This is a genomic window from Streptomyces sp. NBC_00654, from assembly GCF_026341775.1.
Taxonomy (GTDB): Bacteria; Actinomycetota; Actinomycetes; order Streptomycetales; family Streptomycetaceae; genus Streptomyces.
Genome location: NZ_JAPEOB010000001.1, coordinates 1468143 through 1486467, shown reverse-complemented (window position 1 = coordinate 1486467; position 18325 = coordinate 1468143). Strand labels below are relative to the sequence as shown.

Genomic DNA, 18325 nt, shown 5'->3' with positions numbered 1-18325 from the left:
GGGGGACGGCACCCGGAGCCCGGGGAGCACGACGCGGGCGCCGCGCGGGCCTGAAGTTCCCGGCCCGCGCGGCGCCCGCGTGGTGACCCGCCGACGCGTACGGGGACTACGGCTTGGGCAGGGCGCAGCCGGCCCGGTTCAGGTCGATCTTGTTGCCGGTGCCGATGCAGGGGACCATGTTGTACGTCTGCTGGGCGTAGTTGATGCCTTCGCGGACGGTCACATTGCCGCTCTCGTCAACCTCGCACGGGTTGTTGTCCGTGCACTCCTGGCCGTCCTCATTGCCGGTGTTGTTGACGGCGACCACCTTGCCGGTGGCGTTGTCGACCACCGGGGAGCCCGACGTACCGCCGATGGTCCTGCAGGCCGAGGTGTAGCGGACCGAGTCCTTCCAGGTCCACTCACCCTCCTTGAGGCGGTAGGCGAAGCCGTCGACGTTGCAGCTGTACGTGCGCTTCCAGTACCCGGAGACGACGGTGATCGCGGAGCCGGCCGCCGGGTGGGCGGTTTCGAGCTCCAGCGCCTTGATGCCGTAGCTGCTCTCGATCTGGGCGTAGGTGCTGGTGAGCTGGTACAGCGAGACGTCGGTGTCGGTCATGGTGCCGTAGGCGATCTTGCTGGCCCGCAGGGTGCCGACGCCGCTGCCCGCGGCGTTGAGCAGCGTGAACGAGCGGCTGGACGGCTGGTCGAGCACGACCTCGCCGGGGCCCGGGAAGCCGGACTCCATGCAGTGTCCGTTGGAGAGCACGAGGGCGGGATCGGTGGGCTGGGAACCGGGCGAGCGGACGACGGAGCCCGAACAGTTGCTCAGCGCGACGGTCCCGGCGAAGTTGACCGCCTTGGCCTTGGCCGTGGCATGGGCGTCGCCCGCGACCTTCGCTCCGGCCCCGGACGGGGCCGGGGACGCCGCGGTGGCGGGCGCGACCCCCGCTCCCAGGAGCAGGACAGCGAGGAACGCACCGACGAGAGGCTTCTTCATGTGGGGGGTCCCCTCCAGTGGTGTCAGTAGCCGGAGATCTTCCGACATTTGACATGCGCATGCTGGCGCACATGCGGGGACGCCACAAGGGGCGAATTCAAGCCATCCGTTGGCCGATCAAGGACGCACCGGAGCGGATCCCCTCCGACCGGGACGGCGCCCGCCGGCGGACATGACGCCCCGGTGCCGCCCCGGCTGCGTACGGTCGGCGTATGACACTCGACCTCGACGCGTACTTCGCCCGCATCGGCTGGAGCGGTGAGCCGGGCCCCACCGCGGAGGTGCTGCGCTCCGTGCACCGCGCCCACATGCTGGGCATCCCGTTCGAGAACCTGGAACCGGTCCTCGGGTCCGCGCCGTCCCTGGCACTCGCCGATCTGGAGGCCAAGCTCGTCCGCGGCGAGCGCGGCGGGTACTGCTACGAGCACAACACGCTCTTCTCCGCCGTCCTGAAGCGGCTCGGATTCACGGTGACACCGCTCGCCGCCCGGGTGATGCTGGGGGCCGCCCCCGGAGACATCCGGCCCCGTACACACATGCTGATGCGGGTGGACGTGCCCGGCGGGGACACCCCCTACCTGGCCGATGTCGGCTTCGGCGCGGTCAGCGCGCTGCTGGAGCCGATCCCGATGGTGGCGGGCGCGGAGCTGTTCGACACCCCGCGCCACCACAGCCTCGTCCACACCCCGCACCACGGGCCGCTCGACCTGTGGGAGCTCCGGACGGAGAAGGGCGGGGCCTGGGAGCCGCAGTACGTCTTCACGCTGGAACCCTTCGAGGCCCCGGACTTCGAAGTGATCAACTGGCACATCGCGACCAACCCGCGCTCGCCGTTCCGGCAGGCCGTGTACGCCCTGCGCACCCGGCCGGGCTCCCACCTGGCCCTGTCGGGGCGCGATCTGGTCGAGACGGCCGACGACGGCACGGTGCGGGAGCGCGTGCTGGCGGACTCGGCCGAGGTGCTCCAGGTCCTGCGGGACGACTTCGGCATCCGCCTCCCGGAGGGCACCCGTCTGCCGGAATGAGGCGGGGGGGCGGGCCGGAGACGGTGCGGGGCGAGGGGCCGGAGTCGCATCGGCGTCACCCCGCCTCCCTCCACGTGGCCCATCTCACCCGCCCTCCGCCCCGCGCCCGTATTCCAAGCCGCGACGGCGTCCCCGCCAGGGTTCCCACGGCGCGGAGCGGGGGGACACATTCCGTTGGAAGCCGGGGGCGGGCAGGCCTCCTGGCCGGGAGGCGCGGCGGACGGGCAATCTCCGCGCACCCCGCGAAACACGGTCGTAAGCTCGCGGACATGCAGGTCATCCAGTCCACGAAGCTCGCCAACGTCTGTTACGAAATCCGGGGCCCCGTGCTGGAGGAGGCGATGCGGCTGGAAGCGGCCGGTCAGCGCATCCTCAAGCTCAACACCGGCAACCCTGCCGCGTTCGGGTTCGAATGCCCGCCCGAGATCCTCGAAGACATACTGCGCAACCTCTCCGGGGCGCACGGCTACGGCGACGCGAAGGGCCTGCTGTCCGCGCGCCGTGCGGTGATGCAGCACTACCAGACCAAGGGGATCGACCTCGACGTCGAGGACGTCTACCTCGGCAACGGCGTCTCCGAGCTGATCCAGATGTCGATGCAGGCGCTGCTCGACGACGGCGACGAGGTGCTCGTACCGGCTCCGGACTATCCGCTGTGGACCGCCTCGGTCTCGCTGGCGGGCGGAACCGCCGTGCACTACCGCTGCGACGAGCAGTCCGACTGGATGCCCGACCTCGCCGACATCGAGCGGAAGATCACCGACCGCACCAAGGCCCTGGTGATCATCAACCCGAACAACCCGACCGGCGCGGTGTACGACGACGAGATGCTGCGCGGGCTGACGGAGATCGCCCGGCGGCACCAACTGGTCGTCTGCTCCGACGAGATCTACGACCGCATCCTGTACGACGGCGCGACCCACACTCCGACCGCCTCGATCGCCCCCGATCTGATGGTGCTGACCTTCAACGGTCTCTCCAAGAACTACCGGGTGGCCGGCTACCGCTCCGGCTGGCTGGCCGTCTGCGGCCCGAAGGCCCACGCCACCTCGTACATCGAGGGGCTGACGATCCTCGCCAATATGCGGCTGTGCGCCAATATGCCCTCGCAGCACGCGGTGGCCACCGCGCTCGGCGGGCGGCAGTCGATCAACGATCTGGTGCTGCCCGGCGGGCGCATCCTGGAACAGCGCGACGTGGCGTACGACCTGCTGACGTCGATCCCCGGGGTGACGTGTGTGAAGCCGAAGGGGGCGCTGTATCTCTTCCCCCGGCTCGACCCCAAGGTCTACAAGATCAAGGACGACCGGCAGATGGTTCTCGACCTGCTGCGGGCCGAGAAGATCATGGTGGTGCACGGGACGGGGTTCAACTGGCCGGAGCCCGATCACTTCCGGGTGGTGACCCTGCCCTCGGTCGAGGATCTGACCGATGCCATCACCCGGATCGGCAGCTTCCTGGACGGTTACGGACAGCCGTAATGCGACCACTCCCGGATCGCGCATAACTTTAGACTAAATCCAAGCTAGGATGGATCCCACGCATCACGCAGGAGGCCATCCATGTACGAGCCGATCCGCAGCAAATCGGTCCACACACCGGCCGACGACGCCGACTTCCCGCACCGTTCCCGCGAGGAGGAGCTGGACATCCAGCTCGCCGGGCATCTGGCCGCGCTGCTCGCGGTCACCGACGAGCTGGGGCTCGGCGCGGCGGGCGACCGCATCGCCGAGCAGGTGGCGCGGCTGCGCGGCGCACCGCCCGCCCGGCACGCCGGCCTGACGGACGCAGCCCCGGCCGCGCTCCACCGCCGCGCCCACGCCCTCGCGGGCCGCGCGCTGGTGGTGTCCGCCTCACGCGCCGACACGGCGGCGGCGATCCTCTCCGCGGAGCGGATGGACGCCCACACGGCGGCGCTGGCCGCCCCCGCGCCCGAAGCCACCACCGCCACCGCCACCGGCGCACAGCTGGTCGGCGCCCGCTGACGGCCCCGGTCCACGGGCCGTCGAGGCGCGTGGACCGGGTGCCACCCACCGGGTGCCACCCACCGGGTGGGCCGCCGGTCAGCCGGCCCTGCGCACCCGTACGGTCGCCGACGCCGTCGAGCCGCTGTGCAGGTCGTCGCCCGCGTAGCCGACCGTGTACGTCACCTGGCCGGTCGCCCTGGGCAGGTCATTGATCCGGAACGTACCGTCGGCCGCGACCGCCGCCGAGGTCAGAACGCCGGTCCCCTTCTTGTCCGCACGCTCCACGGTCAGGGTGATCCCGGCCGGAAGGGCGCGGCCCTGCCCGGTCAGGCGGCCGGTGATCTCCAGCCCCTCGCCCTTCACCCCCTCCGCCGGAGCGGTCAGCGCGAGCGCGGTCGGCGCCTTGGCCACGGCGACGGCGAGCGTGACGTCCTGGGCCGGACGGTGCGTCAGGTCCCCGGTGTACGAGACCGTGTACGTGGCGTCGCCGACGAGCGCGGGCACGTCCAGGACCGTGAACGAGCCGTCCGCGTCGACCTCGACGGCGGCGAGCCGGCGGTCTCCGTTCGCGTCGTGGCGCACCGCCGAGACCTTCACCGGCTCGGCGGGCGCGGGCCCGTCGAGCTCCAGCCGCCCCCGGATACCGAGGGGTTCACCGACGACGGCCTGTCCCGGGGTGGTGCCGAGCGTCCCGGTGAAGCGGGAGTCGTGCTGCGCGGCCGGGGGCTGGATGATGTGCAGCCAGTACTCGTTGCCGGAGCCGTTGGTGGTGACGGCGAAGAGGCGTGCGCCGTCCTGCGACCAGCCGAGGCCGCGCGGGGCGACCCGGTTCCCCTCCAGCGCCCCGTCGAAGGCGAACTCCAGCGGCGCCGTACGGTCCGCCGGGTCGGCCGGCTGCACCAGCAGGTCGGCGGTGCCCCCGGTGGCGGCGGCGCCCCGGGCGATGTACTTCCCGTCGCCGCTGAAGGAGACGGCCGACGCCGTGGCCCCCTCGGGCAGCGGCTGGTACGCGACCGGCGCGTCGGACAGGTCGGCGGCGTCCAGGAGCCGGGTGCCCGCGGCGGCGTCGGCGACGGCGATCCGCTGTCCGTCGGCGGACTGCGCGACGTCCTTCAGGTCCAGCGCGCCCTTGCCCGCGGCGTCCGCGAACCGGCGCTCCGGGCCGCGGACGAGCGTGCTGCCGGTCGCGTCGAAGGCGGTGAGGAACGGGTCGGTCACGCCCGCGGTGCGCGGCTGCCCCATGAGCAGACGGCCGGGCGCCTCGGGGCCGCTCCACAGGCGCAGCCGTCCCAGGTCGTTCCAGCCGGTGTTGACGACCCCGCTGCCCTCGGCCATGTACAGCCGGCTGCTGCGGGTGTCGCAGTCGCTGGTGGCCGCGACCTCGGTGTACCACTGCTTTCCGCCGGCGAAGGCCACATCGCGCGGGCACTCCACGTGGTAGTTGGCGTACGCCTGGCCGGTGCGGGTCTGTGTCCCGGTGTCGAAGGAGAGGATCCCGGTCGACTGCGACACATGGAGCGTGGAGCCGTCCGTGCTGAGCGCCATCCCCGAGGGCGAGGTGTCGGTGGTGAGCGAACCGACCTTCTCCCCCGCGAAGTTGTACACGAGGACCTGCCCCGCGTTGCGGGACCGGGTGTCGTCGCTGATGTAGACCCGCTCACGGGCGGAGTCGACGACCATCGCCGAGTACGAGGAGACCGGGAGCTTGGCCACCCGCTCCCCGGCCGCCATCGCGGCGGGAGCGCCCAGCGCGGTCAGGCCCGCCGTGCCGAGTGTGAGTGCGGTCAGGGTCGCCGCCGTACGGATGCGGTGCCGGGAATTCTTCAACTGAGGTCCCCCCACGGACTCGTTCATGGCCCGCGTGAAGAGCGGGCCACCTTGTGAAGAACGAGTCAACAGGAGTGAAGATTTCGTGCGCAAGCATCTGGCGATGCATGGACGTTCTCTATAAATGGGGCGGCCCCTGGAGCCATGAGGGGGCTCCAGGGGCCTTACCGCGGCAGGCTGTTGACCCCACAGGTCAGGGCGGATGTCGGAAGACCCGGCCGCGGGGCACATCGCGGGCGCACCCCGGCGGCGCGCCCGGTGGGCGGCGCCGCGACGGGCGCCGCCCCGGGCCGTGTCCGGCCCGCGTCAGCCGAGGCGCTCGACCAGCGCGTGGTACTCGTCCCACAGCTCCTTGGGCGTGTGGTCGCCGAAGGTGTTGAGGTGCTCGGGGACCAGCGCGGCCTCCTCGCGCCAGACTTCCCTGTCCACGGTGAGCAGGAAGTCCAGGTCGGACTCGGAGAGGTCCAGGCCCTCGGTGTCGAGCGAGCCCTTGGCCGGCAGGATGCCGATCGGGGACTCGACGCCCTCGGCCCGGCCCTCCAGACGCTCGACGATCCACTTGAGGACGCGGCTGTTCTCGCCGAAGCCGGGCCAGACGAACTTGCCCGCCTCGTTCTTGCGGAACCAGTTCACGTAGTAGATCTTCGGGAGCTTCGACTGATCGGCCTTGTCCGCGCCGACCTTCACCCAGTGGTTCATGTAGTCGCCCATGTTGTAGCCGCAGAACGGCAGCATGGCGAACGGGTCGCGGCGCAGCTCGCCGACCTTGCCCTCGGCGGCGGCGGTCTTCTCGGAGGCGACGTTGGCGCCGAGGAAGACACCGTGCTGCCAGTCGAAGGACTCGGTGACCAGCGGTACGGCCGAGGCCCGGCGGCCGCCGAAGAGGATGGCCGAGATCGGCACACCCTTCGGGTCCTCCCACTCCGGCGCGATGATCGGGCACTGGCCGGCGGGGACGGTGAACCGGGCGTTGGGGTGGGCGGCGGGCGTACCGGACTCGGGGGTCCAGTCGTTGCCCTTCCAGTCCGTGAGGTGCGCGGGCGCCTCCTCGGTCATGCCCTCCCACCAGACGTCGCCGTCGTCGGTGAGCGCGACGTTGGTGAAGACGGAGTTGCCCCACATGGTCTTCATGGCGTTGGCGTTGGTGTGCTCGCCGGTGCCGGGCGCGACGCCGAAGAATCCGGCCTCGGGGTTGATCGCGTAGAGGCGGCCGTCCTCACCGAACCGCATCCAGGCGATGTCGTCGCCGATGGTCTCGACGGTCCAGCCGGGGATCGTCGGCTCCAGCATGGCGAGGTTGGTCTTGCCGCAGGCCGACGGGAACGCGGCCGCGATGTACTTGGGGGTCTCCGACTCACCGGGCGGCGGCGTGAGCTTCAGGATCAGCATGTGCTCGGCGAGCCAGCCCTCGTCACGGGCCATGACGGACGCGATGCGCAGCGCGTAGCACTTCTTGCCGAGCAGGGCGTTGCCGCCGTAGCCGGAGCCGTAGGACCAGATCTCCCGGTCCTCGGGGAAGTGCGAGATGTACTTGGTGGAGTTGCACGGCCACGGAACGTCCTCCTGGCCCTCCGCCAGGGGGGCGCCCAGCGTGTGGACGGCCTTGACGAAGAAGCCGTCGGCGCCGAGCTCGTCCAGGACGGCCTGTCCCATGCGGGTCATGGTGCGCATGGAGACGGCGACGTACGCGGAGTCGGTGATCTCGACCCCGATCGCGGAGAGCGGCGAGCCGACGGGGCCCATGCAGAAGGGCACGACGTACATGGTGCGGCCGCGCATGGAGCCGCGGAAGACACCCTGCTCACCGGTGAAGATCTCCCGCATCTCGGCGGGCGCCTTCCAGTGGTTGGTCGGGCCCGCGTCCTTCTCCTCCGCGGAGCAGATGAAGGTGCGGTCCTCGACGCGGGCGACATCGCTCGGGTCGGACGCGGCGTAGTACGAGTTCGGGCGCTTGGCCCCGTCGAGCTTGGTGAACGTGCCCTTGGCCACGAGCTCCCCGCACAGGCGCTCGTACTCGGCCTCGGAGCCGTCGCACCAGACCACCCGGTCCGGCTGGGTGATGGCTGCGATCTCGTCGACCCAGGAGACCAGCTCCTGGTGGTTGGTGGGGGCAGTGGGGGGAGCCGCGATGTCGCGCGCCACGATCGCTCCTAGTTGAGGGTGTCTGTTGTCAGTTGCCCCGTGGGGGCCGCGACCCGGACGCTTCGAACCTTTCGATTTCCCCTGGCGCTCATCCGGTGCCGACTGCACTCATTTGATCATCCGACCGTTTCGCCCATATGTCCAGGGGGCCGCCCACGTGAGCATCACCACTCGTATCCGTTACCTACGGTGGCGTAGGTAGCATGCGGACATGACTTCTGCCGCCGCTGCCGCTGCGCCCGAACCCGTCGCCCTCGACCCCGTACCGGTGAAACCACGGATGCGCGGCTGGCTGCACGCCGGAATGTTCCCCGCGGTGCTGATCGCCGGGGTCACCCTGATCGCCCTGACCGACAGCACCCGCGGCCGGATCGCCTGCGCGGTGTACATCGTGAGCGCGTGCCTGCTGTTCGGCGTGAGCGCCGTCTACCACCGCGGCAACTGGGGCCCGCGCGGCGAGGCCGTGCTCAGGCGCCTCGACCACGCCAACATCTTCCTGATCATCGCGGGCACCTACACCCCGCTGACCCTGCTCCTCCTCCCGGAGTCCACCGGGCGGCCCCTCCTCTGGGCGGTATGGGCGGCGGCGGTGGCGGGAATCGCCTTCCGGGTGTTCTGGGTCGGTGCCCCGCGCTGGCTCTACACCCCCTGCTACATCGCGATGGGGTGGGCCGCGGTCTTCTTCCTGCCCGACTTCCTGCGCACCGGCGGCATCGCGGTGCTGGTCCTCGTCGTCGTCGGCGGGCTGCTCTACAGCGTGGGCGGCGTGATCTACGGGATCAAGCGGCCCAACCCGTCACCGCGCTGGTTCGGCTTCCACGAGGTCTTCCACTCGCTGACCCTGGCGGCCTTCGTCGTGCACTACGTCGGTATCTCGCTGGTGGCCTACCAGCACGGCTGAGCCACCCGGCGCGCGCGCCGTCATGGGGAAGGGGCCGCATCCCGCCGGGACGCGGCCCCTTCCCCGTACCGGACCTCAGCCGCCCAGCCTGCGCTCCAGCTCGGCCGCGTCCGTCGTCGGCGCGTCGCAGACGAAGTGCCGGCACACATACGCGGTCGGCTCCCCGCCCACCTGCGGCCGGTCCACCAGCAGCGGGAACTCCGCTCCGGCGTCCGGCCCCTCACCCGCGGCGACCACCGCGCCCGGCGCCCGGCCCAGCAGCGCCGTACGGTGCAGCTCACCGCCGACCGGCCCGGCGACGGCCACCTCGCGCGGCCCGTCGAGCAGCGCCTCCGCGACGGCGAGCCCCCAGCCGATGAACCGGGGCGCACGCGGCGCGAGCGCCTTCACCACGCCCAGGGCGCCTTCGGCGGCGGTGCGATGGGCCTCGGAGCCGGTGTGCGCGGCGTAGGAGAGCAGTGCGCCCGCCGCCGCGGTCCAGCCGGCCGGAGTGGCACTGTCGGTGGGGTCCTGCGGGCGGCGGATCAGCTGCTCGGCGTCGTGCGCGGTGTCGTACAACTGCCCGCCCTCGCCGGTGAACTGCTCCAGCACGATGTCCAGCAGGAAGCCCGCGAACTCCAGCCAGACCCCCTCGCCGGTGACGGCTGCCAGCGCGAGGAAGCCCTCGGCGACATCGCCGTAGTCCTCCAGCACCCCGGCGTTGGTGCCCGTCCGCCCGTCCCTGGACGTCCGCGAGAGCCGGGCGACATCGCCCAGGTGGACCCGTACGAGCAGATCGGCCGCCTCGGTGGCCCGCTCGATCAGGTCGGGCCGGCCGAAGTACGCTCCGGTCTCGGCGAGCGCGGCGATCGCGAGCCCGTTCCAGGCGGCGACCACCTTGTCGTCCCGGCCCGGCCGTGCCCGCTCCTCGCGCGCCGCGAGCAGCCTGGCCCGTACGCCCTCGACCCGCGCGGCGTCCGCCCCGTCGCCGCTCTCCGGCAGCCGGAGGACGGAGGCCCCCTCCTCGAAGGTGCCCTCCTCGGTGACGCCGAAGAGCGCCGCGGCGAAGGCGGCGTCCTCCTCCCCGAGCACCTCGCGCAGCTGCGCGGGCGTCCACACGTAGAACGCGCCCTCCACATGCCTGCCGCCCGCGTCCTCGCTGTCGGCATCCAGCGCGGAGGCGAAGCCGCCCTCCGCCGTGCGCAGCTCGCGCACCATGAAGTCGGCGGTCTCCAGGGCGACCCGGCGGGCCAGGTCCGAGCCGGTGGCACGCCACAGATGGGCGTACACCCGGCACAGCAGCGCGTTGTCGTAGAGCATCTTCTCGAAGTGCGGGACGACCCACTCCCGGTCCACCGAGTAGCGGGCGAAACCGCCGCCGAGCTGGTCGTAGATCCCGCCCCGGGCCATCGCTCCACAGGTGTCGGCCGCCATCTGGAGCGCGCCCTCGGCCCCGGTGCGGGCATGGTGCCGCAGCAGGAACTCGACCGCCATGGACGGCGGGAACTTCGGCGCGCCGCCGAACCCGCCGTACTTCTCGTCGTACTCCCGGGTCAGCCCGAGCAGCGCCTGCGCCGTCTCCGGCTCCGCCGGCACGCCCTCGCCCCCGTGCGCCAGCGACCGCCCCGCGAGGTCCCGCACAATGCGCGCGGCCACCTCGGCGACCTCCTCACGCCGGTCGGTCCAGGCGGCGCCGACCCCTTCGAGGACCTGGAGGAAGGAGGGCGAGCCGTGCCGGGGCTCGGGCGGGAAGTACGTACCGAAGTAGAAGGGTTCGGCGTCCGCGGTCAGGAAGACGGTCATCGGCCAGCCCCCCTGCCCGGTCGCCGCCTGCACCGCCTCCATGTAGACCGCGTCGACATCGGGCCGCTCCTCGCGGTCGACCTTCACCGGCACGAAGTGCTCGTTCAGATACGCGGCCACGGTGTCGTCCTCGAACGACTCGTGCGCCATCACATGGCACCAGTGGCAGCTCGCGTAGCCGACGCTGAGGAGCACCGGCACATTCCGCCTGCGCGCCTCCTCGAACGCCTCGGGCGACCACGGCCACCAGTCGACGGGATTGTCGGCGTGCTGGAGCAGGTACGGGGACGTGGTCTGCGCAAGTCGGTTGGCCATACGGGCAATCCTCGCGCATGCGGAGAGCCCCCGCCGGTGCGCCACAGCGGCGGGGGCTCGGCCGCTCCGTGCCCGGCGGGCCGCCGGCCCCCCGCTGAGCGGCCAAAAAAGGCGCACAGTGCTACGGTGCCCTCAGCCCGGCCCCACACGGACGTACCCGCTCGCAACTCCCGAAAGGGACAGGGGATACCGCCGTGTCGCAGCAGCCTCCGCCCTCGTACCCGCGTCCGCCGTCCCCGCAGGGCCCCTACGGATCCTGGCAGCAGCCGGTGCCGCAGCAGCCGCTCAGCGGTCTCGCGGTCACCTCGCTCGTCCTGTCCCTGCTGGTCTGTCTCGCTCCGCTGGGCCTGATCGCCGGGATCGTGGCGCTGGTGCGGATCCCCCGCAATGGCCGGCGGGGCAAGGGCCTGGCCGTCGCCGGTGTGGTGGTGGGGGCGGTCGTCACGGCGCTCGCCGCCTTCCTGACCGTCATCGGCGGCGTGCGGTTCTACGCCTGGGAGTCGGAGGGCGGTTCCACGCGCGGTGCCGGCCGGAGCGGCAGTGCGCCGGGGTTCTCCGTCTACGACCTGGAGGAGGGCGACTGCTTCACTCCGGGTGCGGGCCTGCCGACCGTCGACGGGCAGTCCATCGCGGACATCTCGGCCGAGCTCATCCCCTGCGGATCGGCCCACCGGGCGGAGGTGTACGGGACGTTCCGCCTCCAGATCGACAGCGCGTTCCCGGGGGCGGCCGCGATCGGGGAGGCCGCGCGCGAGGGATGCGCCCCGCTCCTGGCCGACTTCGCGCCGGACCCCCTGACCCTCCCCCGGGTGCGCACCTTCTTCTACTTCCCGCAGATGGACCGCTGGGACAGCGGGGACCGTACGGTGCTGTGCTGGGTGGCGGACGCGTCCGGAGTGCTCGACACCTCCGTCCGCCAGGACCGGAGCGGTTGGGACGCCGCACAGCTGGCGTACCTCGATGCTCTCCGGCCGGCCGACATCGCGCGGTTCGGTATGCCGCCGCAGGGTCCCGACAGCGACTTCGCCGCGGCGAAGTCCTGGTCCGGGCGGGCGGCCGACAGCCACGCCGAGTCCGCCCGGCTGCTCCGCGCCGCCGCGCTCCCCGAGTCCGCGCGCAGGCCGGTGGCCGCTCTCGCGGACGGGTTCGAGGCCTCCGCCGCGGCGATGCGCCGCGCGTCCACCGCCCCGACCGTGGACGCCTTCAAGGAGCGACTGGCCCTCACCCGGAGCACGGTCACGCCCGAGAAGGAGGCGGCCGCCCGGCAGGCCCTGGGGCTGGAACTGCCCGGCGGTTCCGGCCTGTCCGCCTGACCCGGCCGCCGGGCGGCTCTCGGAGGGGGACACACATGCCGGACAGCCATCGGGCGGAAGCCGAACGGCTGTTGGTGCGCGCCGTGGAGGAGGAGGCGCGGCGCACCGCGCTGGAGCGGTACGGGCGCACCCGGGACGAGCGGGGCGAGGCATGGGCCGGTCCGTGGACGCCCTCGGCCGGCGAGCGCGTCCACGGACCGGTCACGGCACTATGTGCGCGGCGCGGCGGCGGCCTCCGCCGCCGTCCCGTCCGGGACGGCGTCCGGATCCGGCGCCTCCACGAAGTCGACCTTGCCCATGTGGCGGTTCATCGACTTCATCAGCAGCCACACGCCGACGGCGAGTGCCGCGAAGACGAGGAAGCCGAGAACGCCGGGAGTGACCTTGTTCTTGTCGAGCTCTTCGGCGGCGAGCGGGACGAGGTGCGTCAGTGCCTGGGTCGCGTACATATCAGGCATTGTCGCGGATGCCCGCGAAGAGGTCGCTCTCGGGGAGGGAGGTATCGACCAGAGACTTGGCCAGCTCGTACTCCTCGGTCGGCCAGACCTCCCGCTGGATGTCCATCGGCACCCGGAACCAGCCGCCGTCCGGATCGATCTGCGTCGCGTGCGCGATCAGCGCCTTGTCGCGGATCTCATAGAACTCGTCGCACGGAACATGCGTGGTCAGCGTGCGTTCGTCGCGCTCGAACTCCTTCCAGCGCTCCAGCCACTCGCCGTACGGGGACTCCAGTCCGCGGGCGAGGAGCGCTTCGTGGAGGGCGACGGTGCGCGGCCGGTTGAAGCCCTGGTTGTAGTAGAGCTTCTGCGGCTGCCAGGCCGGGCCGAACTCGTCCTCGGGGAACTTCTCCGTGTCGGCCGCACCGTCGAACGCGATCATCGTGATCCTGTGGGTCATGATGTGGTCCGGGTGCGGATATCCGCCGTTCTCGTCGTACGTGGTGATGACCTGCGGCCGGAAGGCGCGGATCTTCGACACGAGACGCCCCGCCGCCGTCTCGTCGTCCTCCAGCGCGAAGCAGCCCTCGGGCAGCGGCGGCAGCGGGTCGCCCTCGGGCAGCCCCGAATCGACGAAACCGAGCCACTCCTGCTTGACGCCCAGAATCTCCCTGGCCTCGTCCATCTCCTTCCGGCGCACCTCGTGGATGTTCTCCTCGATGTACGCGTCCCCCTGGAGCTTCGGATTGAGGATGGAGCCGCGCTCGCCCCCCGTGCAGGTCACGACCAGCACGTCCACCCCCTCGGACACATACTTGGCCATCGTGGCCGCGCCCTTGCTCGACTCGTCGTCGGGGTGGGCGTGAACGGCCATCAGGCGCAGCTGCTCAGTCAAAGCTTCGATCCTCAGTGATTGGTCGCATTGTGCGGCTTCTATAGTGACCGAACCGGGGGGTGGAAAATTCCTCGATCCCCGGCACAGGAGGAACGATCATGACGGCGGTTCGTGAGGCCACGCCCGAGGGGCGCTACGGCCGGACCGAGGATCAGCGCGCCGACCGCAAGCTGAAGATCATCGGGGCGTCCCTGGGAGTCGTCCTGCTCGGCGTGGTCGCCTGGATCGGTTTCGACTACGTCGGCGGCCGGGGCATCAGCGCCGAGGTGATCAAGTCCAAGATCGTGTCGGACACCCGGGCCGAGGTCCATCTCGAAGTGCGCAAGGACGGCGGCGGCTACTGCACGCTCCGCGCCCTGAGCGAGGACGGCCGGGAGGTCGCGCGCAGGGACTTCCGCTTCGATCAGCCCTCCGACCGGATCGACGACGTCGTGGCCCTGCGTACGACGTCCAGGGCGACCGCGGTCGAGCTGATGGGCTGCACGGCGGGCGGCGGGTCCTCGCGTTGACGGATCCGGGCCGCCCCTGATCCGCTCCGTCCGGGTGCTGACCTGCCCGGATACGGGATTGATGTTTTACCTTCTCCCCCTTTTCCTGCGGAATTGTTAGGCTCGTGGTTTCGCCCACCCGTGGAGGCACATGCTTCTGGGTAGGGCGATGCTTTGTATTCCCAGTACCGACGAGGAGCACCTGTGACCCAGACCAGCGAAAACGTCACCTGGCTCACGCCGGAGGCGTACAGCCAGCTCAAGGCCGAGCTGGAGTACCTGTCTGGTCCCGCGCGCACGGAGATCGCCGTAAAGATCGCGGCGGCCCGTGAGGAGGGTGACCTCCGGGAGAACGGCGGGTACCACGCGGCCAAGGAGGAGCAGGGCAAGATGGAGCTGCGGGTGCGCCAGCTCACCCAGCTCCTGGAGCACGCGAAGGTCGGCGAGGCCCCCGCCGACGACGGCGTGGTCGAGCCCGGCATGGTCGTGACGATCGCCTTCGACGGCGACCCGGACGACACGCTGACCTTCCTGCTCGCCTCGCGCGAGTACGCCAGCTCGGACATCGAGACGTATTCCCCGCAGTCCCCGCTGGGCACCGGCGTGAACGGCAAGCGGATGGGCGACGACGCCGAGTACGAGCTGCCGAACGGCAAGACCGCCACGGTGAAGATCCTCAGCGCGAAGCCGTACACCGGCTGAGCGGGGACCTTCCCGTGAAGGAGCCTCCGGTCCGATGGGCCGGAGGCTCTTTCGTGCCCGCGCCGGAACGATTCGCCGGCGCGGCGGAACGTTCCGCCGCCACCCGGACCGCCGCCCCTTTGACCGTCGGCTGCCGGACCGCCGCCGGTCAGACCGTGGCCCGCCGGTACTTGCGTACGGACAGGGTCCGGAAGACCACCAGGATCAGCAGCGACCACAGCAGCGAGGCCCAGACCGGGTGCACCATCGGCCAGGCGTCCGACGGAGACACGCCCGGGTTGCCGAAGAGTACGCGGCAGGCCTGGACGGTCGCGCTGAACGGGTTCCACTCCGCGATCGGCTGGAGCCAGCCCGCCATGTTCTCGGTGGGCACGAACGCGTTCGAGATGAACGTGACGGGGAAGAGCCAGATCAGCCCGCCCGACGTCGCGGCCTCGGGGGTGCGGACGGTGAGTCCGATGAGCGCCCCGATCCAGGAGAAGGCGTAGCCCAGCAGCAGGAGCAGCCCGAAGGCTCCCAGCACCTTGCCGAAGTTCTCGTGGGTGCGCCAGCCGACCAGCAGGGCGACGATCGCCAGGACCACCAGGGTGAGCGTCGTCTGGACCAGGTCGGCGAGGGTACGGCCGGTGAGGACCGCGCCGCGCGCCATGGGCAGCGAGCGGAAGCGGTCGATGAGGCCCTTGTGCATGTCGTCGGCGATGCCCGCTCCGGCGCCCGCGGTGGCGAAGGTGACGGTCTGCGCGAAGATGCCCGCCATCAGGAAGTTGCGGTACTCGGTGGCGTCGGTGGAGCCGGCGATCACCATCGAACCGCCGAAGACGTAGCTGAACAGCACGACGAACATGATCGGCTGCACCAGCCCGAAGATGATCATCTCCGGGATGCGTGCCATCCGGATCAGATTCCGGCGGGCGATGACGAGCGAGTCGCGTACGGACTGCCCGATGCCGCCTTCCGGCCGGTGGCCCGCCGGCCGGGGCGCGGGCTCGGTGAGGGCGCTCATGTGCCGGACTCCTTCCCGTTGTTCCCGCTGTTGCCATCCCTCTCCAGCTCCGCGGCATGCCCGGTGAGCGAGATGAAGACGTCGTCGAGAGTGGGGCGGCGGAGCCCGATGTCGTCGATCTGGACGCCGCGGGTGTCGAGATCGCGGATGACCTCGGCCAGCAGACGGGCCCCGCCGGTCACCGGGACGGTCAGTCTGCGGGACAGCTCGGCGACGGTGACCTCGCCCGCGCCCAGGTCGCCGAGCACCGTCCGGGCGGGTTCGATCTGGTCGGGCCGGTGGACGACGACCTCGACGCGCTCGCCGCCGATGCGGGCCTTGAGCTGGTCGGCGGTGCCGCGTGCGATGACCTTGCCGTGGTCGATGACACAGATGTCATGGGCCAGATGGTCGGCCTCCTCCAGATACTGCGTGGTCAGCAGCAGCGTCGTACCGCCCGCCACCAGCTCCTGGATGACCTCCCACAGCTGCTGTCGGTTGCGCGGGTCGAGCCCCGTCGTGGGCTCGTCCATGAACATCACGGGCGGCGACACGACGAGCGCGGCGGCGAGGTCGAGGCGCCTGCGCATGCCTCCGGAGTACGTCTTGGCGGTGCGGTCTGCCGCGTCGGCGAGGTTGAACCGCTCCAGCAGCTCCCCGGCCCGGACCTTCGCGTCCCTGGAGCTCATCTGGTAGAGCTGCCCGACCATCCGGAGGTTCTCGCGGCCGGTCAGATACTCGTCGACGGCGGCGAACTGGCCGGACAGCCCGATCGAGCGGCGTACCTCGTTGGGTTTCCTCAGCACGTCGATGCCCGCCACCACGGCCCGGCCGCTGTCCGGCCTGAGCAGGGTGGTCAGCACGCGCACCGCGGTCGTCTTGCCCGCGCCATTGGGCCCGAGGAGGCCCAGCACGGTGCCCTCCGGTACGTCGAAGCCGACGCCGTCCAGTGCTCGTACGTCACCGAAGGTCTTCACCAGATCCTCGGCGTAGATCGCTCCCGGCATAGGGGATCCCCCGGTTGCTCTTGGGTGACTTCCTCTGCCAGATCCTAGGTACGCGGGTCCCGGCGCGCCCGGCGAACACCGTCGCGGCGGTCCGGGCCCGGCTCAGCCCGGCTCAGCCCGGCTCAGCCCGGCTCAGCCCGGCTCAGCCCGGCTCAGCCCGGCTCAGCCCGGCTCAGCCCGGCTCAGCTCAGCTCAGCTCAGCTCAGCTCAGCTCATGACGAGGTACCCGGCCCCGCGCAGGGTCGCCGCGACCTCCTCGCAGTGCTCCGGGCCCTTGGTCTCCAGATGCAGTTCCACCTCGGCCTCGGTGAGCCCCAGCCGGGGATCGGTCCGCACATGGCTCACGTCCAGGACATTGGCGTCCGCGAGGGACAGCGCGGCCAGCAGCGTGGCCAGCGCGCCGGGCCGGTCCGTCAGCCGCAGCCGCAGGCTCAGATAGCGGCCCGCGGCGGCCATGCCGTGCCGCAGGATGCGCTGCATCAGCAGCGGGTCCACATTGCCGCCCGACAGCAGCGCGACGACCGGCCCCCTGAACCCCTTCGGATCGCTCAGCAGCGCCGCCACCGGGCTCGCGCCGGCCGGCTCGACGACCAGCTTCGCCCGCTCCAGGCAGAGCAGCAGCGCACTGGACAGCTCGTCCTCGGTGACCGTACGGACCTCGTCGACCAGCTCCTCGACGATCCCGAACGGTACGTCGCCGGGGCGCCCCACCCTGATGCCGTCCGCCATCGTCTGCGTCGACCGGAGCGACACCGGCCGGCCGGCCTCCAGCGACGGCGGGTAGCAGGCCGCGCCGGCCGCCTGCACCCCGACGATCCGTACGTCCGGGCGCACGGCCTTCACCGCGACGGCGATGCCCGCGGCGAGACCGCCGCCGCCGACGCCGACGACGATGGTGCGGACCTCCGGGCACTGCTCCAGGATCTCCAGGCCGACGGTGCCCTGGCCCGCGATGATGTCCGGGTGGTCGAAGGGGTGGATGAAGACCGCGCCCGTCCGCTGCGCGTAGTCCTCGGCGGCGGCGAGGGTCTCGTCGACGACATGGCCGTGCAGCCGGACCTCGGCCCCGTACTCCCGGGTCGCCGCGACCTTCGGCAACGGCGCGCCCACGGGCATGAAGACCGTCGACCGTACGCCGAGGAGGGACGAGGCGAGGGCGACACCCTGCGCGTGGTTACCGGCACTCGCGGCGACCACCCCGGCCGCCCGCTCGACGGGGCTGAGGCCCGAGATCCGCACGTACGCGCCCCGCAGCTTGAACGAACCGGTGCGCTGGAGGTTCTCGCACTTGAAGTGGACCGGCGCGCCCACCAGGCCGGACAGATGGCGGCTGCCCTCCATCGCGGTCACCCTGGCCACACCGGCCAGCATCTTCCGTGCCCCGCGGATGTCATCGAGGATCACGGGAGGAAGGGAGCCTGGTGCGCGGAAGGTCATGACAGCAAGTCTTGCAGCTCGGGCCGATCCGGGCCGACCTGTCTCACGGCGCCCGCGGTGTTGTCCACAGGTTTGTGCAGCGCTGGTACGCGTTGCCCCCCGGCCGCGTACTCTGTCCCCCACCCA

The 18325-nt window shown here is 71.3% G+C and carries 16 protein-coding genes; 7 read left to right on the top strand and 9 right to left on the bottom strand.

What is annotated here, in order from left to right; genetic code table 11:
* Window positions 1–106: 106 nt before the first annotated feature.
* Window positions 107–979: a serine protease gene (locus tag OHA98_RS06550; protein WP_266923265.1), complete on the bottom strand. Its 873-nt coding sequence runs from the start codon at window positions 977–979 to the stop codon at window positions 107–109.
* 212 nt (window positions 980–1191) lie between these two features.
* On the opposite strand from OHA98_RS06550, the gene OHA98_RS06545 reads away from it, so the two are divergent.
* The 3 genes from OHA98_RS06545 to OHA98_RS06535 all read left to right on the top strand — a co-directional run bounded on the left by OHA98_RS06545 (window position 1192) and on the right by OHA98_RS06535 (window position 3989).
* The gene (locus OHA98_RS06545; RefSeq protein ID WP_266923263.1) at window positions 1192–2004 is read left to right on the top strand and encodes an arylamine N-acetyltransferase; all 813 of its coding nucleotides are present in this window, start codon (window positions 1192–1194) and stop codon (window positions 2002–2004) included.
* A 269-nt stretch (window positions 2005–2273) separates the two neighbouring features.
* Entirely contained in the window at window positions 2274–3485 is a 1212-nt protein-coding gene (locus tag OHA98_RS06540; RefSeq protein WP_266923261.1) for a pyridoxal phosphate-dependent aminotransferase, read from the top strand.
* An 81-nt stretch (window positions 3486–3566) separates the two neighbouring features.
* Window positions 3567–3989 carry a hypothetical protein gene (locus OHA98_RS06535; RefSeq protein ID WP_266923259.1) on the top strand — a complete coding sequence of 141 codons (423 nt, stop codon included), beginning with the start codon at window positions 3567–3569 and terminating at the stop codon, window positions 3987–3989.
* A 78-nt stretch (window positions 3990–4067) separates the two neighbouring features.
* Here the strand turns inward: OHA98_RS06535 and OHA98_RS06530 are convergent, their stop codons facing one another.
* Window positions 4068–5798: an Ig-like domain repeat protein gene (locus OHA98_RS06530; protein ID WP_266923258.1), complete on the bottom strand. Its 1731-nt coding sequence runs from the start codon at window positions 5796–5798 to the stop codon at window positions 4068–4070.
* 306 nt (window positions 5799–6104) lie between these two features.
* Complete coding sequence (locus tag OHA98_RS06525) at window positions 6105–7940, bottom strand: phosphoenolpyruvate carboxykinase (GTP) (RefSeq protein ID WP_266923256.1); 1836 nt, start codon at window positions 7938–7940, stop codon at window positions 6105–6107.
* 211 nt (window positions 7941–8151) lie between these two features.
* On the opposite strand from OHA98_RS06525, the gene OHA98_RS06520 reads away from it, so the two are divergent.
* Entirely contained in the window at window positions 8152–8841 is a 690-nt protein-coding gene (locus OHA98_RS06520) for a hemolysin III family protein (protein ID WP_266923254.1), read from the top strand.
* Between the two features lie 75 nt (window positions 8842–8916).
* Here OHA98_RS06520 and OHA98_RS06515 read toward each other — a convergent pair whose 3' ends face one another.
* Window positions 8917–10938 (bottom strand): thioredoxin domain-containing protein, encoded by a 2022-nt coding sequence (locus tag OHA98_RS06515; protein ID WP_266923252.1) that lies wholly within the window; start codon window positions 10936–10938, stop codon window positions 8917–8919.
* 194 nt (window positions 10939–11132) lie between these two features.
* On the opposite strand from OHA98_RS06515, the gene OHA98_RS06510 reads away from it, so the two are divergent.
* Window positions 11133–12251: a DUF4190 domain-containing protein gene (locus OHA98_RS06510; protein WP_266923251.1), complete on the top strand. Its 1119-nt coding sequence runs from the start codon at window positions 11133–11135 to the stop codon at window positions 12249–12251.
* A 209-nt stretch (window positions 12252–12460) separates the two neighbouring features.
* On the opposite strand, the gene OHA98_RS06505 is transcribed toward OHA98_RS06510, so the two are convergent.
* Both OHA98_RS06505 and mca read right to left on the bottom strand, forming a co-directional pair.
* On the bottom strand, window positions 12461–12700 hold the full coding sequence (locus tag OHA98_RS06505) for a hypothetical protein (protein ID WP_266923249.1): 240 nt from the start codon (window positions 12698–12700) through the stop codon (window positions 12461–12463).
* A gap of 1 nt (window position 12701) precedes the next feature.
* On the bottom strand, window positions 12702–13583 hold the full coding sequence (gene mca, locus OHA98_RS06500; protein WP_266923247.1) for a mycothiol conjugate amidase Mca: 882 nt from the start codon (window positions 13581–13583) through the stop codon (window positions 12702–12704).
* Window positions 13584–13681: 98 nt separating this feature from the next.
* Here mca and OHA98_RS06495 point away from each other — a divergent pair, with 98 nt between their 5' ends.
* Window positions 13682–14092, top strand: coding sequence for a DUF4307 domain-containing protein (locus OHA98_RS06495; RefSeq protein WP_266923245.1), 411 nt, complete (start codon window positions 13682–13684; stop codon window positions 14090–14092).
* Window positions 14093–14275: 183 nt separating this feature from the next.
* Window positions 14276–14773, top strand: coding sequence for a transcription elongation factor GreA (greA, locus tag OHA98_RS06490; RefSeq protein WP_266923244.1), 498 nt, complete (start codon window positions 14276–14278; stop codon window positions 14771–14773).
* A gap of 148 nt (window positions 14774–14921) precedes the next feature.
* On the opposite strand, the gene OHA98_RS06485 is transcribed toward greA, so the two are convergent.
* The 3 genes from OHA98_RS06485 to ilvA form a co-directional block, all read right to left on the bottom strand.
* Entirely contained in the window at window positions 14922–15776 is an 855-nt protein-coding gene (locus OHA98_RS06485) for an ABC transporter permease (RefSeq protein WP_266923242.1), read from the bottom strand.
* Window positions 15773–16762 (bottom strand): ATP-binding cassette domain-containing protein, encoded by a 990-nt coding sequence (locus tag OHA98_RS06480; RefSeq protein WP_266923240.1) that lies wholly within the window; start codon window positions 16760–16762, stop codon window positions 15773–15775. The genes OHA98_RS06485 and OHA98_RS06480 overlap by 4 nt, the downstream gene beginning before the upstream one ends.
* 207 nt (window positions 16763–16969) lie before the next feature.
* Entirely contained in the window at window positions 16970–18199 is a 1230-nt protein-coding gene (gene ilvA / locus OHA98_RS06475; RefSeq protein ID WP_266923238.1) for a threonine ammonia-lyase, read from the bottom strand.
* Between the last annotated feature and the right edge of the window lie 126 nt (window positions 18200–18325).